Here is a 16,154-nt window from a genome sequence, read left to right as displayed (position 1 = left end):
CTCCTACAAAATCCATTGTCGTTATCTTGGGTCAGACGCTTAGAACGTCTGGCCGAGGGAGAATTGGAACACTTGAGTCTCAGCGTCATTCGGTTTCTTGACCGGCATGGCCAACGCGAAGCTCAGAGGACCCAATGCGGTAACCCAGGTCACGCCTACACCGACGGAGCTGGCCAAGTTGCTCAGGCTGATGTCGTTACATTCTGTTTGAGCGGTTGAACCGACATTTGCGTTCGTCGTTTTATCGCACGTGGAGTCGAATACGTTACCTACGTCCCAGAATACCGAAGTGCGCAGGGAACGCTGATCCTTGACGAATGGCAGTGGGAACAGCACCTCGACACCACCCTGGATCAAAACGTTACCACCGAACGGCAGCGGATCCTGGTCCGGGTCGGCCAGCGTGCCGGTGTTACCCGTCACAGCCGCACCGCGACTTGGGGTACTGCGAGGACCGAGGGTACTGTCCTTGAAGCCACGAACCGAGTTGAAACCACCAGCATAGTAGTTTTCATAGAACGGCAAGCCATCGGTAGAACCATAACCATCGCCATAGCCCAGTTCGGTGTGCAGGCGCATGGTGTAGTTTTCAGACAATGGCTGGAACAACTGACCACGGTAATCAAGTTTGAAGAACGACAGGTCGCTGCCAGGCGTGGTGGTTTCCAGTGTCAGGCTTTGGGAATGACCACGGGTCGCCAATACGCCTTTGTTCAGTGTGGATTCGGACCAGCCGGCCGAGGCCTTGAAGTTCAGGTAGCTGTCGCCTTCCCTGTTAACGAAGTCGAAGATCTCGTCAACGGTGTATTGACCGGTCTTGATCTTGTCTTGTTGTGCAGTCAAGCCGAAGGTCAGACGCGAAGTCTCGCTGATCGGGTAACCGACGCTCACGCCTGCACCCAGGCTGTCTACGGCATAGCTGGCTACGTCGACGTCGAGGTCTTTGTAGTCAGTGGTGCGATAGAACGCGTTGTAACCCAGGCTAACGCCATCAGCAGTCCAGTACGGGTCGACGTAACCGAAGTTATAGCGGCTCTGGTATTCACTGCGCGTCAAGCCGATGCTGACCTTGTTACCTGTACCCAGGAAGTTGTTCTGGGTGATCGAACCACCGAGGATCAGACCGGCGCTCTGGGCGAAACCGACGCTGGCGGTAATCGAACCGGAAGCCTGCTCTTCAACGCTGTAGTTCACGTCCACCTGGTCGTCGACACCCGGCACGGCCGGCGTTTCGACGTTGACTTCCTTGAAGAAGCCCAGACGCTCAAGACGAGTCTTGGATTGGTCGATCAGGTAAGTCGAAGCCCAGCCGCCTTCCATTTGACGCATTTCACGGCGCAGCACTTCATCTTCGGACTTGGTGTTGCCACGGAAGTTGATGCGGTTCACGTAAGCACGCTTGCCCGGATCGACGGCGAACGTGATGTCGACGGTGTGGTCTTCATCATGAGGCTGAGGCACGCCATTGACGTTGGCGAAGGTGTAACCCTCGTTACCCAGACGACGGGTGATCAGTTCGGACGTGGTGGTCATCAGCTTGCGCGAGAACACCTGGCCTTTCTGGACCAGCAGCAGGGACTTGACCTGGTCTTCAGGGACTTTCAGGTCGCCGCTCAGCTTGACGTCACGGACGGTGTACTTCTCGCCTTCATTGACGTTGACGGTGATATAGACGTGCTTCTTGTCCGGGGTGATGGACACCTGGGTCGAAGCGATATCCATGTTGATATAGCCACGGTCCAGGTAGTAAGAGCGCAGACGCTCCAGGTCACCGGACAGTTTTTCACGAGCGTACTTGTCATCGTTCTTGAAGAACGACAGCCAGTTGGTGGTCTTGAGTTCAAACAGGTCGATCAGGTCTTCTTCAGGAAAGACGGTGTTACCCACCACGTTGATGTGCTGGATAGCAGCAACGGTGCCTTCGTTGATATTGACCTTCAACGCAACGCGGTTACGCGGCTGCGGCACCACTTCAGTGTCGACGGTAGCCGAGTAGCGACCCTGAGCGACGTATTGGCGCTGCAGCTCGTTACGCACACCTTCGAGGGTGGCACGCTGGAAGATCTCGCCTTCAGCCAGACCGGATTGTTTCAGGCCTTTCATCAGGTCTTCAGTGGAGATCGCCTTGTTACCCTCGATCTCGATACTGGCGACCGACGGGCGCTCGACTACAGTGATGACCAGGACGTTGCCATCGCGGCCCAGCTGGATATCTTGAAAGAAACCGGTTTTGAACAACGCACGAGTGGATTCCACCAGGCGACGATCATCCGCCTGTTCACCGACGTTCAACGGCAAAGCACCAAAGACGCTACCCGCGGAGACCCGCTGGAGGCCATTGACGCGAATATCAGAGATAGTGAAGGACTCGGCGTGAACTTCGGCGATCATCAATACGGTGAGAACCGCAGTTAGCAGCAGACGTTTCATGAAGTCCTTTCTTATTCCAACTGGCAATAAACAAACTGCCGCAAAATGCGGCAGATTCGCAATTCAGCGAAGCGTTACAGTCGACCCAGATCATTGACAAGAGCAAGCAACATCACCCCGATCACCAAACTGATACCGATCTGTATCCCCCAACCCTGCACCCGATCCGACAAGGGGCGACCACGCGCCCACTCGATCAGATAAAACAACAAATGCCCCCCATCCAGTACAGGAATGGGCAACAAATTCAGAACCCCCAAGCTAATACTCAGATAAGCAAGGAAATTCAGGAAATCAGCGACACCCGACTGGGCAGAAGCGCCCGCCACTTTAGCAATGGTTATCGGTCCACTCAAGTTTTTTACCGAGAGCTCACCGAACAACATTTTCTTGAGCGAATCGAGGGTCAGTACGCTCATGGTCCAGGTGCGTCGAGCCCCCTCCCCAATCGCTGCCACAGGACCATAACTCACTTCGCGAATCATCTCTGGCGGCCAATCAACCGCCTTCACTCCAGCCCCCAGATAACCACTGGGCGCCTTCTTCTCGCCGCGAGCGGCCAGCGTCACAGGGACGTCGATTTGAGCACCATCACGCTCGACGCGCAGCATGATTTTGGTATCAGGGTGCATACGGACCGTATCCACCACCTGCTGCCAGTCATCAAGCGACTTACCGTCCAGAGCCAACAGTCGGTCACCGGTCTTCAGGCCAGCAGCCTGTGCCGGGCCTTTCGGGTCAAGTTCGGCCAGGACCGGTGGCAGCGCCGGACGCCAAGGGCGTAAACCCAGCGAACGAATCGGATCCGGCTCATCGGCACCCTTGAGCCATTTATCCAGCATCAGTTCACGGGGCGAATCCACTGTGGAACCCTGATCACGGACCAGCAACTGCAGGGAACCGCTCTCCCCAAGACGACGGACCAACTGCAGGTTCACCGCGGCCCAGCCAGAAGTTGGCTCGCCATCGATGGCAATGATTTCCTGGCCTGCGCTCAAACCAGCCTTGGCGGCGATACTGCCGGATTCGACTGCACCAATGACCGGGCGCACTTGCTCGCTGCCGAGCATGGCGAGCACCCAGAAAAAAATCATCGCCAGTAAAAAGTTGGCAATCGGACCCGCCGATACGATAGCGATGCGCTGGCGGACGGATTTGCGATTGAAGGATTGATCAAGCTGATCGGCAGGCACTTCGCCTTCGCGCTCGTCGAGCATTTTTACGTAACCGCCCAGCGGGATCGCGGCGACGACGAACTCAGTGCCTTTCTTGTCGTGCCAGCGCAGCAACGGCATACCGAAGCCCACGGAGAAACGCAGCACTTTGACCCCACAGCGACGCGCGACCCAAAAATGGCCGAATTCGTGGAAGGTGACCAGCACACCCAAAGCCACCAGGGTGCCGACAATCATATAGAGCGCGCTCATCTACTTTCTCCGCAATCCTGTCCAGTGCCGCATGGGTCAACGTATTGCAGCACTTACCGCCCGTGACGACTCAACCATTGTTCGGCCAGTACTCGCGCTTTTGCGTCGGCCGTGAACACTGCCTCGAGATCATCAACCGCAACCACGGGCTCGAGATTCAATACTTCTTCGATGATACTCGCGATTTCCGGGTAGCGAACCCGCCCGTCGAGAAAGGCCGCGACCGCCACTTCATTCGCCGCATTCAGCATGGCCGGCGCGCTATTGCCGGATTCAGCCGCCTGACGCGCAAGGCGCAGACACGGGAATCGCTCTTCATCAGGCGCCTGGAAGTCCAGCCGCGCAATTGCAAACAGGTCCAGCGGCGCAACACCCGAGTCGATTCGCTCCGGCCAGGCCAGCGCGTTGGCGATCGGCGTGCGCATGTCAGGGTTACCTAACTGAGCCAATACCGAACCGTCGATGTAATCGACCAGCGAATGAATCACGCTTTGAGGATGAATCACCACTTCGACCTGAGACGGCTTGGCATCAAACAGCCAGCAGGCTTCGATCAACTCCAGCCCCTTGTTCATCATGCTGGCCGAATCCACCGAAATCTTGCGCCCCATGGACCAGTTCGGGTGGGCACACGCTTGCTCAGGGGAAACATGCACCAGTTCAGCCATAGGTGTCTGTCGGAACGGACCGCCAGAGGCTGTGAGTAAAATCCGACGCACCCCGACGGCACCCAGCCCACGCGCGAAATCCTGTGGCATGCACTGGAAAATCGCGTTGTGCTCGCTGTCGATCGGCAGCAACACCGAACCACTCTTGCGCACCGCCTGCATGAACAGCGCACCGGACATCACCAGTGCTTCTTTGTTGGCCAGGAGGATTTTCTTGCCGGCTTCTACCGCCGCCAGAGTCGGTCGCAAGCCCGCAGCGCCAACGATGGCCGCCATGACCGCATCGACCTCAGGATCGGAAGCAATCTGACACAGGCCCTTCTCCCCGACCAGCACGCGGGTCGACAGACCTGCGGCGCACAAGTCGTCCTGCAAACCTCGGGCGGCACCCGCCTCAGGCACCACGGCGAACCGCGGCGTATGACGAACACACAGTGCCAACAGCTCGCTCAGACGGGTGAAACCGCTCAAGGCGAAAACCTGATAACGCTCGGGATGGCGAGCGATGACGTCTAGCGTGCTCAGACCAATCGAACCGGTCGCCCCCAGGACGGTAATCTGCTGCGGGCGGCTCACGGTGCCGCCATCCATAGCAGCACGGCAAACACTGGAATCGCTGCAGTCAGACTGTCGATTCGGTCCAGCACGCCGCCGTGACCCGGCAGCAGATTACTGCTGTCCTTGATCCCGGACTGACGCTTGAACATGCTTTCGGTGAGATCACCTACCACCGAGATAAACACGATGATGGCTGCACCCATCAGACCTTTGAACAGTTGCGCCACCGTCCAGTCTCGAACCAGACTTACAATGACAGTAATGACCAGACTCACCGCGAGGCCGCCGTAGACACCCTCCCAGCTTTTGCCGGGACTGACCTGTGGCGCCAGCTTGCGCTTGCCAAAGGCCCGGCCAGAGAAATAAGCACCGATATCAGCGCCCCAGACCAGCACCATCACCGCCATGATCAGCCAGTTGCCCAAAGGCTCCTGCTTGATCTGAACCAGACCTTGCCAGGCAGGCAGCAGGATCAGCAGACCGATCACCAGCTTGCAGGCAACGCTGGACCAAAGTTCGCTGGAGCGCGGATAAGTCAGCACCAGATAGGTTGCAACGCCCCACCAAAGCACCGAAGCGCCCAACACCCAAGGCGCGAGCCCAGGCACGATATGCATGACAAACAGCATCAACGCGACCACAGCTGCATAGGCAATGCGGATCGGTTGCTCAGTGAAGCCCGCCAGGCGTGCCCACTCCCATGCACCGAGGGTCACGACCAGCCCGATGAACAGCGCAAAACCGGTGCCTTCGAGCAGGAAAAACCCGCACAGGGCAATCGGCAACAGGATCAGTGCGGTGATGATTCGTTGTTTAAGCATTAAAACCGGGCTCCAGCCTCGACCTGCTCGCTCGTTTTACCGAAGCGGCGCTGCCGAGAAGCAAAATCGGCCAGCGCGGTACGCATGGCATCGTGTTTGAAGTCCGGCCAGAACAGGTCGGAGAAGTACAACTCGGCGTAAGCCAGTTGCCACAGCAGGAAGTTGCTGATGCGGTGCTCGCCACCGGTACGGATGCACAAGTCCGGCAACGGCAAATCGCCGGTAGCCAGGCAGGTTTGCAACAGTTCCGGGGTAATGTCTTCCGGACGCAGGTGCCCGGCCTGAACTTCCCGAGCCAGACGCTGTGCGGCCTGCGCGATATCCCACTGTCCGCCATAGTTGGCAGCGATCTGCAGAATGAAGCGATTGGCGCCCGCTGTCATTGCCTCAGCTTCACGCATGGCAGCCTGAAGCTCTGGATGAAAGCGCGAACGGTCGCCAATGATGCGCAAACTGATGTTGTTTTCGTTCAGGCGCTTGGCCTCGCGACGCAATGCCTTGAAGAACAGATCCATCAAGGCGCTGACCTCGTCGGCCGGGCGCTGCCAGTTCTCACTGGAGAAGGCAAACAGGGTCAATACTTCGACCCCGGCCTCGGCGCACACCTCGATCACCGCACGAACCGCATCCACACCCGCTTTATGACCGGCGACACCCGGCATAAAGCGCTTTTTCGCCCAGCGATTATTACCATCCATGATGATCGCGACATGGCGCGGCACCGCGGACGGCGCAGTCTGCTTGGTCTTTTCCATGAAAACGCGACCCTTATACGGCCATCAGGTCTTTTTCTTTCTGCGCCAAATTCGCGTCGATTTCAGCCACGTACTTTTTGGTCAGATCATCAATTTCGCCAGTGGCGCGACGCTCTTCGTCTTCGCTGATTTCTTTTTCCTTGACCAGATCCTTGAGCTGGCTGTTCGCGTCACGACGGATGTTGCGCACCGCAACACGGGCATCTTCAGCGACATCACGAGCCTGCTTGGTGAAGCCCTTGCGGGTTTCTTCGGTCAGGGCCGGCATGGAGATCAGCAACAATTCGCCCAGGTTGGTCGGGTTGAGGTTCAGACCCGCGCTACCGATGGCTTTGTCCACGGCACCCAGCATGTTGCGCTCAAAGGCAACGACTTGCAGGGTACGGGCGTCTTTGACGGTGATGTTCGCCACCTGTTTGATCGGGGTGTCAGAACCGTAATACGGCACCATCACGCCTTCCAGAATGCTTGGGTGCGCCTGGCCAGTACGAATACGGCCGAAGTTGTGCATCAGCGACTCGACGGATTTCTGCATACGCTCTTTAGCGTCTTTCTTGATTTCGTTGATCATTGCTGGCCTTCCTCGATCAGGGTCCCTTCAGCGCCGCCATGCACGATATTCAGCAGGGCGCCGGGCTTGTTCATGTTAAATACGCGCAACGGCATCTTGTGGTCGCGGCACAGGCAAATGGCGGTCAGATCCATCACGCCCAGCTTGCGATCCAGTACTTCATCGTAAGTCAGATGATCGAACTTCTCGGCATGCGGGTCTTTGAATGGGTCAGCGGTGTAGACGCCATCGACCTTGGTCGCCTTGAGCACGACATCGGCATCGATTTCGATTGCACGCAAGCACGCTGCCGAATCCGTGGTGAAGAACGGATTGCCGGTACCGGCCGCGAAAATCACGACTTCCTTGGCGTTCAAGTGGCGCATGGCTTTGCGGCGATCATAGTGATCGGTCACGCCAACCATGGAAATGGCCGACATCACGATGGCCGAGATATTGGCACGTTCCAGCGCATCGCGCATGGCCAAGGCGTTCATCACAGTGGCCAGCATACCCATGTGGTCACCGGTGACCCTATCCATGCCGGCCGCGCTCAGCGCTGCACCGCGGAACAGGTTACCGCCGCCGATCACCAGACCGACCTGAACACCGATGCCGACCAGTTGGCCGACTTCCAGCGCCATGCGATCCAGAACTTTCGGATCGATCCCGAACTCTTCCGAGCCCATCAGGGCCTCGCCGCTAAGCTTGAGTAGAATGCGTTTATAGCGAGCCTGATAACCACTGCCCTGCTGAGCCATTGCGAATCTCTCCTGCGGCGTATTTTAAAAATTCTTTGCGAGCTGTTTACAGCTGGCGTTCACTCTAACTTGGCGCTGTTTCAGCACCATCGGAACATGGCTTTGTAAGCCAGTTCCAAAAGGAAACCAATTAAAAATTGGTGCCCCATCTGAAAAGAGGCTGCGCGCGTGAGCGGGCAGCCTCTTCAGGGCGACAGTTAAAAACCGTCTTATTGCTTGGCGGCAGCCAGCTGGGCAGCAACTTCTTCAGCGAAGTTGTCGACCGGCTTCTCGATGCCATCGCCTACTTTGAAGTAGGTGAAGGAAACGATTTCAGCACCGGCTTTCTTGGCCAGTTCGCCAACCTTGATTTCAGGGTTCTTGACGAACGCCTGCTCAACCAGGCTCGCTTCAGCCAGGAACTTGCTGATACGGCCTTTGACCATGTTTTCAACGATGTTTTCTGGCTTGCCAGCGATCTTGTCAGCGTTGAGGGTCAGGAACACGCCTTTCTCACGCTCGACCGCTTCAGCGGAAACTTCCGATGGCAGCAGGAATTCAGGGTTGGTCGCCGCTACGTGCATGGCGATGTCTTTGGCCAGCTCAACGCTGCCGCCTTTAAGGGCAACCACAACACCGATCTTGTTGCCGTGCAGGTAACCACCAACAACGTCACCTTCAACGCGCGCCAGACGACGGATGTTGACGTTTTCGCCAACCTTGCCGACCAGAACCAGGCGATCGGCTTCTTGAGCGGCGATCAGCGGAGCAACGTCAGTCAGTTTGTCAGCGAACGCTTTTTCAACGCTGGAAGCGACAAATGCCTTGAAGTCATCCTGCAAAGCCAGGAAGTCGGTCTGCGAGTTCACTTCCAGCAGAACGGCGGATTTACCGTCTTCCTTCAGAGCGATTGCGCCTTCAGCAGCCACGTTGCCAGCTTTCTTGGCAGCCTTGATGGCGCCCGAAGCACGCATGTCATCAATGGCTTTTTCGATGTCGCCGCCAGCCTTGGTCAAGGCCTTTTTGCAGTCCATCATGCCTTCGCCAGTACGCTCGCGCAGTTCTTTGACCAACGCTGCAGTAATCTCTGCCATTTCTAAATTCCTCTTGGATAGGTTTTCAACCATTCCACCCGATCGAACGGGCGATCAATTCTTCCCGAACCACCGCTGTGGGTCGCTGCACGCTACAGACAATGCAACTGCGCTACCGACAAACGGTTTTCGAGGTGGCAAAAAGGGGGCCAAGCCCCCTTTTTGCTTACTGAGTCAACGCCAAGGCGTCAATTACTCAGCTGCTGCTACCGGAGCTTCTTCAACGAACTGCTCGGTGCCGCCAGCAACGTGGTTGCGACCACGGATTACAGCGTCAGCCATCGAACCCATGTACAGCTGGATAGCGCGGATTGCGTCATCGTTGCCTGGGATGATGTAGTCAACGCCTTCCGGGCTGCTGTTGGTATCGACTACGCCGATAACCGGGATGCCCAGCTTGTTGGCTTCGGTGATCGCGATGCGCTCGTGATCAACGTCGATAACGAACAGAGCGTCTGGCAGACCGCCCATGTCCTTGATACCACCCAGGGAACGATCGAGCTTCTCAAGATCGCGAGTGCGCATCAGCGCTTCTTTCTTGGTCAGCTTGGCGAAAGTACCGTCTTCGGCTTGCACTTCAAGGTCACGCAGACGCTTGATGGAAGCACGGATGGTTTTGAAGTTGGTCAGCATGCCGCCCAACCAGCGGTGATCGACGTACGGCGAACCGCAACGTGCTGCTTCTTCAGCAACGATCTTGCCAGCGGAACGCTTGGTGCCGACGAACAGAATCTTGTTTTTGCCCTGGGCCAGACGCTCTACGAAAGTCAGAGCTTCGTTGAACATTGGCAGGGTTTTTTCAAGGTTGATGATGTGGATCTTGTTACGCGCGCCGAAAATGTATTTACCCATTTTCGGGTTCCAGTAACGGGTCTGGTGACCGAAGTGCACACCGGCCTTCAGCATATCGCGCATGTTGACTTGGGACATGATAGTTCCTTAAGTAAGTCGGGTTTGGCCTCCACGTATCCCAATGACCAACCAGCAGCATCAGCTGAAGGCACCCAGGTCATCGTGTCGACACGTGTGTGGATTTAGGCTTTTCAGGGGATCCCCGGAAAGCGGCGCATTTTATATCACAAGGCTGAAAAAAACGGAACCCGGATTGTTAAATCCTGGCGCGTGCGTTGGTTCCGTCCCTTGGAATCCTCCAAGAATGCGCCATTCTATAAGGAGAAGCGATGCACAGAGGCTCAGATTTGCGCTGCTCGTCTGTTAGAATCGCGTTTTTCAGGGCCGCGAAGATCGACCGCGCAACGCCCATTCCGTTTTAGAAGGCGCCATCGAGCGCAGAGAGAGCCTGTATGACCGTCACCCTCAAAACCCCAGAGGACATCGCAAAAATGCGCATCGCCGGCAAACTGGCCGCCGATGTGCTGGAAATGATTGCCGAACATGTCAAGCCGGGCATTACCACAGAAGAACTGGACCGCATCTGCCACGACTACATCGTCAACGAGCAGAAAGCTATCCCTGCCCCGCTCAACTACAAGGGCTTCCCGAAGTCGATCTGCACCTCGATCAATCACGTGGTCTGCCACGGCATTCCGAACGAGAAGGCCTTGAAGGATGGCGATACGCTGAACATCGACGTCACCGTCATCAAGGACGGCTACCACGGCGACACCAGCCGCATGTTCCACGTCGGCACCGTGCCGGTCTGGGCCGAGCGCTTGTCGCAAGTGACTCAGGAATGCATGTACAAGGCCATCGAAATCGTCAAACCCGGCTGCCGCCTGGGCGACATCGGTGAAGTGATCCAGAAGCACGCTGAAAAGAACGGTTTTTCCGTGGTTCGCGAGTTCTGCGGTCACGGCATCGGCAAGGTGTTCCATGAAGAGCCGCAGATCCTGCACTACGGCCGCGCCGGCACCGGCATGGAGCTGAAAGCCGGCATGACGTTCACCATCGAGCCGATGATCAACCAGGGCAAGGCCGACACCAAGGTATTGGGCGACGGCTGGACCGCGATCACCAAGGACCGCAAGCTGTCGGCCCAGTGGGAACACACCCTGCTGGTAACCGAAACCGGTTACGAGATCTTCACCCTGCGCGCCGACGACACCATTCCGCGCGTTTCGGCCTGATCCGGGCGCGCAGCTCCTCAGCCTTATAGACAGGAAAGCCAATCGATGCCGCAGGTGGATCCCGAACTCTTCGACCGTGGCCAGTTCCAGGCTGAACTGGCCCTGAAGGCAAGCCCGATCGCGGCCTTCAAGAAGGCGATTCGCCAGGCCCGCGAGGTACTCGACGAGCGCTTTCGCAGCGGCCGCGACATTCGCCGGTTGATCGAGGATCGTGCCTGGTTCGTCGATAACATCCTGCAAAAGGCCTGGGAGCAGTTCAGCTTGAGTTCCGAAGCCGACATCGCACTGGTCGCGGTCGGCGGCTACGGTCGCGGCGAGTTGCACCCTTATTCCGACATCGATTTGCTGATCCTGCTGGACAGCGCCGATCACGAAGTTTTCCGAGATTCCATCGAGCGTTTTCTGACGCTGTTGTGGGACATCGGCCTTGAAGTGGGCCAGAGCGTTCGCTCGGTGGACGAATGCGTCCAGGAGGCCCGCGCCGACCTGACGGTCGTCACCAACCTGATGGAAAGCCGCACCATCTGCGGCCCCGAGCGCTTGCGCCAGCGCATGCTGGATGTCACCAGCACCGCGCACATGTGGCCGAGCAAGGACTTCTTCCTGGCCAAACGCGCCGAGCAGAAGGCCCGTCACCACAAATACAACGACACCGAATACAACCTGGAACCCAACGTCAAAGGCTCTCCCGGCGGCCTACGGGATATTCAGACGATTCTGTGGGTGGCCCGTCGCGAGTACGGCACCCTGAACCTGCGGGCCCTGGCCGGCGAAGGTTTCCTGGTCGAGAGCGAAAACGCGCTGTTGGCCTCCTCCCAGGAATTCCTTTGGAAGGTTCGTTACGCCCTGCACATGCTCGCCGGCCGCTCCGAAGACCGCTTGCTGTTTGATCACCAGCGCACCATCGCCGGGCTGCTGGGCTTCAAAGGCGATGACGCCAAGCAAGCCATCGAAAACTTCATGCAGCAGTATTACCGCGTGGTCATGAGCATTGCCCAGCTCAGCGACCTGATCATCCAGCACTTCGAGGAAGTCATCCTCGCGCCGGAAGACCAAGCGCCGCCGCAGCCGATCAACTCGCGATTCCAGCTGCACGACGGTTACATCGAGGCGCGCAACGACAACGTGTTCCGCCGAACTCCGTTCGCCATGCTGGAAATCTTCGTACTGATGGCCCAGCAGCCGGAAATCAAAGGCGTGCGCGCCGACACCATTCGTCTGCTGCGAGAAAACCGTCACCTGATCGACGACGATTTCCGCAACGACATCCGCAATACCAGCCTGTTTATCGAGCTGTTCAAGTGCAAGATCGGCATCCACCGCAACCTGCGACGGATGAACCGTTACGGCATCCTCGGGCGCTACTTGCCGGAGTTCGGCTTCATTGTCGGGCAGATGCAGCACGACCTGTTTCACATCTATACGGTCGATGCTCACACCCTGAACCTGATCAAACATCTGCGTAAGTTGCAGTACACCCAGGTGTCGGAAAAATTCCCGCTGGCCAGCAAGCTCATGGGCAAACTGCCCAAACCCGAGCTGATCTACCTGGCCGGCCTGTACCACGACATCGGCAAGGGCCGGCATGGCGATCACTCGGAAATCGGCGCAGTGGATGCCGAAGCTTTTTGCCAGCGCCACCAGTTGCCGGTGTGGGACAGCCGCCTGATCGTCTGGCTGGTGCAGAACCATTTGGTGATGTCGACCACCGCCCAGCGCAAGGACTTGTCCGACCCGCAGGTGATCCACGATTTCGCGCAGATCGTCGGCGACGAAACCCACCTCGATTATCTGTACGTACTGACCGTCGCCGACATCAACGCCACCAACCCGACGCTGTGGAATTCCTGGCGCGCCAGCCTGTTGCGCCAGCTCTACACCGAGACCAAGCGGGCCTTGCGCCGCGGCCTGGAAAACCCGGTGGACCGCGAAGAGCAGATTCGCCAGACACAGAGCGCGGCACTGGACATTCTGGTACGCGGCGGCACCGATCCGGACGACGTCGAGCAGCTGTGGGCGCAATTGGGCGATGACTACTTCCTGCGCCACACCGCCGGCGACGTGGCCTGGCACAGTGACGCGATCCTCCAGCAGCCGGCCGACGGCGGGCCGCTGGTGCTGATCAAGGAAACCACCCAGCGCGAGTTCGAAGGCGGCACGCAGATCTTTATCTATGCGCCGGATCAACACGACTTCTTCGCCGTGACCGTGGCTGCAATGGACCAGCTCAACCTGAACATTCACGACGCCCGGGTCATCACCTCCAGCAGCCAGTTCACCCTCGACACCTACATCGTGCTCGACACCGACGGCGACTCGATCGGCGATAACCCGGCGCGGGTCAAACAGATTCGCGAAGGCCTGACCGAAGCCCTGCGCAACCCGGACGACTACCCGACCATCATTCAGCGTCGGGTACCGCGCCAGCTCAAGCATTTCGCGTTTGCGCCACAGGTGACGATCCACAACGACGCCCAGCGTCCGGTGACCGTGCTGGAACTCAGCGCCCCCGACCGCCCAGGCCTGCTGGCACGTATCGGCACGATCTTCCTCGAATTTGATCTGTCGCTACAGAACGCCAAGATTGCGACCCTCGGCGAGCGCGTGGAAGACGTGTTCTTCATCACCGATGCGAACAACCAACCGTTGTCCGACCCATTGCTGTGCAGCCGCTTGCAGGATGCAATCGTCGAACAGCTGACCGTCAGTAACGAACCCGATATCAAACTGTCGCGCATCAGCATCTGATTGCGCGTCAGGATTCAGCCGCTTTGAACGAGACCCCGTACCGATGAACAACGCTCTGAACCAGTTGCAGCCCTACCCGTTCGAGAAGCTCCGCGCCCTGCTCGGCAGCGTCACGCCAAACCCGGACAAGCGTGCCATTGCACTGTCCATTGGCGAGCCGAAACACCGTTCGCCGAGCTTTGTCGCCGAAGCCCTGGCAAGCAATCTGGATAAGATGGCCGTGTACCCGACCACCCTCGGAATTCCGGCCCTGCGTGAAGCCATCGCCGCGTGGTGCGAACGTCGTTTCAGCGTTCCGAACGGCTGGCTCGACCCCGCGCGCAATGTGCTGCCGGTCAACGGCACTCGTGAAGCGCTGTTCGCCTTCACCCAGACCGTAGTCAACCGTGGCGACGATGCACTGGTGGTCAGCCCGAACCCGTTCTATCAGATCTACGAAGGCGCAGCGTTCCTTGCCGGTGCCAAGCCGCATTACCTGCCGTGCCTGGACGAAAACGGCTTCAACCCGGATTTCGACGCCGTCTCACCGGACATCTGGAAACGCTGCCAGATCCTGTTCCTGTGCTCGCCAGGCAACCCGACCGGCGCACTGATCCCGGTCGAAACCCTGAAGAAGCTGATCGCCCTGGCCGACGAATACGACTTCGTGATCGCCGCGGACGAGTGCTACAGCGAACTTTATTTCGACGAACAAACTCCACCGGCCGGCCTGCTCAGCGCCTGCGTGGAACTGGGCCGCAAGGACTTCAAGCGTTGCGTGGTGTTCCACAGCTTGTCCAAGCGCTCCAACCTGCCGGGACTGCGCTCGGGTTTCGTGGCCGGTGATGCGGACATTCTCAAAGGCTTCCTGCTTTATCGCACCTATCACGGCTGCGCGATGCCGGTTCAGACTCAACTGGCCAGCGTTGCTGCGTGGAATGACGAAGTACACGTACGCGCCAACCGTGCGCTGTATCGTGAGAAATACGATGCGGTGCTGGAGATCCTCAGCCCGGTGATGGATGTGCAGCGTCCGGATGGCGGTTTCTATTTGTGGCCGAATGTTGAAGGCGATGATGAGGCGTTCTGCCGTGATCTGTTTGTGGAAGAACATGTCACGGTAGTGCCGGGTTCTTATCTGTCCCGTGAAGTTGACGGCGCTAATCCGGGAGCCGGTCGCGTGCGCATGGCGCTGGTCGCGCCGCTGGCCGAATGTGTGGAAGCGGCCAAGAGAATTCGCGAGTTTATTACCCGCAACAAGTAAATATCCCAGCCCGCACTGTGCAACGCAGTGCGGGCACTCTTATATAGCCAGTTACACTTCATCCGAAATTAAAGTTCACCGAACTGCAGAGTCCCCCTTACTCTCATGCAGCGCATTAGCGTGCGCATTCACACGACCTTACTTCAAGGAAGAAGTAGCCAATGAACAGTATTGAAGACTGCACCCTTATCCAATGGCCCGACGATCAACAATCCTATGAGACCGCCATCAACGAGAACCCTGAGAATGCCGGCACCGGCACCGGCGGCACTCGTCGCAAGCGCTCTCTGATCAATTACTCAAAGCTGTGGGCAAACGGACGCACACTCAAGATCGCGTTTATCGACGGCCCCGACGATGAACACAAACAGAAAATCATCAATGCGGCCAGCCAGTGGCTGCCCTATATCAATCTGAGCTTCGATTTTGTCGATGGACTTGAAGGTGATATCCGGATTGCGACAAAAAACAACGTCAACAGCTCAATGCTGGGCACCGATGCGCTGTTGATTCATCCGGACTGGCAGACCATGGATCTGGGTGTCAAACCTGAAGATGCAGACTTCGATGTGATCGTGACTCATGAGTTTGGACATGCCTTAGGCGCCATGCATGAACACCAACACCCTGAGGCCAATATTCCCTGGGACAAACCGAAAGTGTATGCGTTCTACCAGAATCGAGAAATGAATCCGCTGACCAAAGAACAAGTCGATAGGAACCTGTTTCAACCCTTCGATACAATCGAAGCGATTTATACGCCGTACGACAGAAAGTCGATCATGCACCATCCAGTGGCGAGCACCCTGACAGTGGGTGATTGGGAAATTCCAATCAACCGCAAGATCAGCAAAAAAGACAAGCGCTTGATGAAACTGCTCTATCCCAAACGCTAAAACTTTATTCATTTGTAATGATCGAGACAAATTCCGGGGTAATGGCCGGACGTTAAGAATCGCGTTCGAACGACGCTGACTGAGTCCAGCGAACGCACAGGCTGAGCATTTGCACCGCAATCCCTGTGGGAGCAAGC

At 57.5% G+C, this 16,154-nt stretch carries 13 protein-coding genes; 4 read left to right on the top strand and 9 right to left on the bottom strand.

The window, feature by feature from the left end:
* Positions 1–39: 39 nt before the first annotated feature.
* From bamA to rpsB, 9 genes are all read right to left on the bottom strand, one after another.
* Positions 40–2,430 (bottom strand): outer membrane protein assembly factor BamA, encoded by a 2,391-nt coding sequence (gene bamA / locus ACSQ87_RS06800; RefSeq protein WP_150654827.1) that lies wholly within the window; start codon positions 2,428–2,430, stop codon positions 40–42.
* A gap of 74 nt (positions 2,431–2,504) precedes the next feature.
* Complete coding sequence (gene rseP / locus ACSQ87_RS06795) at positions 2,505–3,857, bottom strand: sigma E protease regulator RseP (protein WP_223433360.1); 1,353 nt, start codon at positions 3,855–3,857, stop codon at positions 2,505–2,507.
* Between the two features lie 53 nt (positions 3,858–3,910).
* Positions 3,911–5,101 (bottom strand): 1-deoxy-D-xylulose-5-phosphate reductoisomerase, encoded by a 1,191-nt coding sequence (gene ispC / locus ACSQ87_RS06790; protein WP_223433359.1) that lies wholly within the window; start codon positions 5,099–5,101, stop codon positions 3,911–3,913.
* The gene (locus ACSQ87_RS06785; RefSeq protein WP_150654824.1) at positions 5,098–5,904 is read right to left on the bottom strand and encodes a phosphatidate cytidylyltransferase; all 807 of its coding nucleotides are present in this window, start codon (positions 5,902–5,904) and stop codon (positions 5,098–5,100) included. Before ACSQ87_RS06785 ends, ispC begins: the two co-directional genes overlap by 4 nt.
* Entirely contained in the window at positions 5,904–6,659 is a 756-nt protein-coding gene (uppS, locus tag ACSQ87_RS06780; protein ID WP_150654823.1) for a polyprenyl diphosphate synthase, read from the bottom strand. The genes ACSQ87_RS06785 and uppS overlap by 1 nt, the downstream gene beginning before the upstream one ends.
* 13 nt (positions 6,660–6,672) lie before the next feature.
* Complete coding sequence (gene frr / locus ACSQ87_RS06775) at positions 6,673–7,230, bottom strand: ribosome recycling factor (protein WP_008028968.1); 558 nt, start codon at positions 7,228–7,230, stop codon at positions 6,673–6,675.
* Positions 7,227–7,970, bottom strand: coding sequence for a UMP kinase (gene pyrH / locus ACSQ87_RS06770; RefSeq protein WP_003172271.1), 744 nt, complete (start codon positions 7,968–7,970; stop codon positions 7,227–7,229). Before pyrH ends, frr begins: the two co-directional genes overlap by 4 nt.
* A 209-nt stretch (positions 7,971–8,179) precedes the next feature.
* The gene (gene tsf, locus ACSQ87_RS06765) at positions 8,180–9,043 is read right to left on the bottom strand and encodes a translation elongation factor Ts (protein WP_033056302.1); all 864 of its coding nucleotides are present in this window, start codon (positions 9,041–9,043) and stop codon (positions 8,180–8,182) included.
* A gap of 192 nt (positions 9,044–9,235) precedes the next feature.
* Positions 9,236–9,973, bottom strand: coding sequence for a 30S ribosomal protein S2 (gene rpsB / locus ACSQ87_RS06760; RefSeq protein WP_003219330.1), 738 nt, complete (start codon positions 9,971–9,973; stop codon positions 9,236–9,238).
* A 374-nt stretch (positions 9,974–10,347) separates the two neighbouring features.
* Between rpsB and map the strand changes: the two genes are divergently transcribed.
* The 4 genes from map to ACSQ87_RS06740 all read left to right on the top strand — a co-directional run bounded on the left by map (position 10,348) and on the right by ACSQ87_RS06740 (position 16,017).
* Positions 10,348–11,130, top strand: a complete 783-nt coding sequence (gene map, locus ACSQ87_RS06755) for a type I methionyl aminopeptidase (RefSeq protein ID WP_201185921.1) — start codon at positions 10,348–10,350, stop codon at positions 11,128–11,130.
* A gap of 45 nt (positions 11,131–11,175) precedes the next feature.
* Positions 11,176–13,878: a [protein-PII] uridylyltransferase gene (locus ACSQ87_RS06750; protein WP_223433358.1), complete on the top strand. Its 2,703-nt coding sequence runs from the start codon at positions 11,176–11,178 to the stop codon at positions 13,876–13,878.
* 43 nt (positions 13,879–13,921) lie between these two features.
* Positions 13,922–15,121 carry a succinyldiaminopimelate transaminase gene (gene dapC, locus ACSQ87_RS06745; RefSeq protein WP_223433357.1) on the top strand — a complete coding sequence of 400 codons (1,200 nt, stop codon included), beginning with the start codon at positions 13,922–13,924 and terminating at the stop codon, positions 15,119–15,121.
* A gap of 161 nt (positions 15,122–15,282) precedes the next feature.
* Positions 15,283–16,017 carry a M12 family metallopeptidase gene (locus ACSQ87_RS06740; RefSeq protein WP_223433356.1) on the top strand — a complete coding sequence of 245 codons (735 nt, stop codon included), beginning with the start codon at positions 15,283–15,285 and terminating at the stop codon, positions 16,015–16,017.
* Positions 16,018–16,154: the final 137 nt, after the last annotated feature.

The organism is Pseudomonas sp. LjRoot277 (assembly GCF_964253845.1).
Lineage (GTDB): Bacteria > Pseudomonadota > Gammaproteobacteria > Pseudomonadales > Pseudomonadaceae > Aquipseudomonas.
This window is presented reverse-complemented; position numbering and strand designations above follow the sequence as displayed.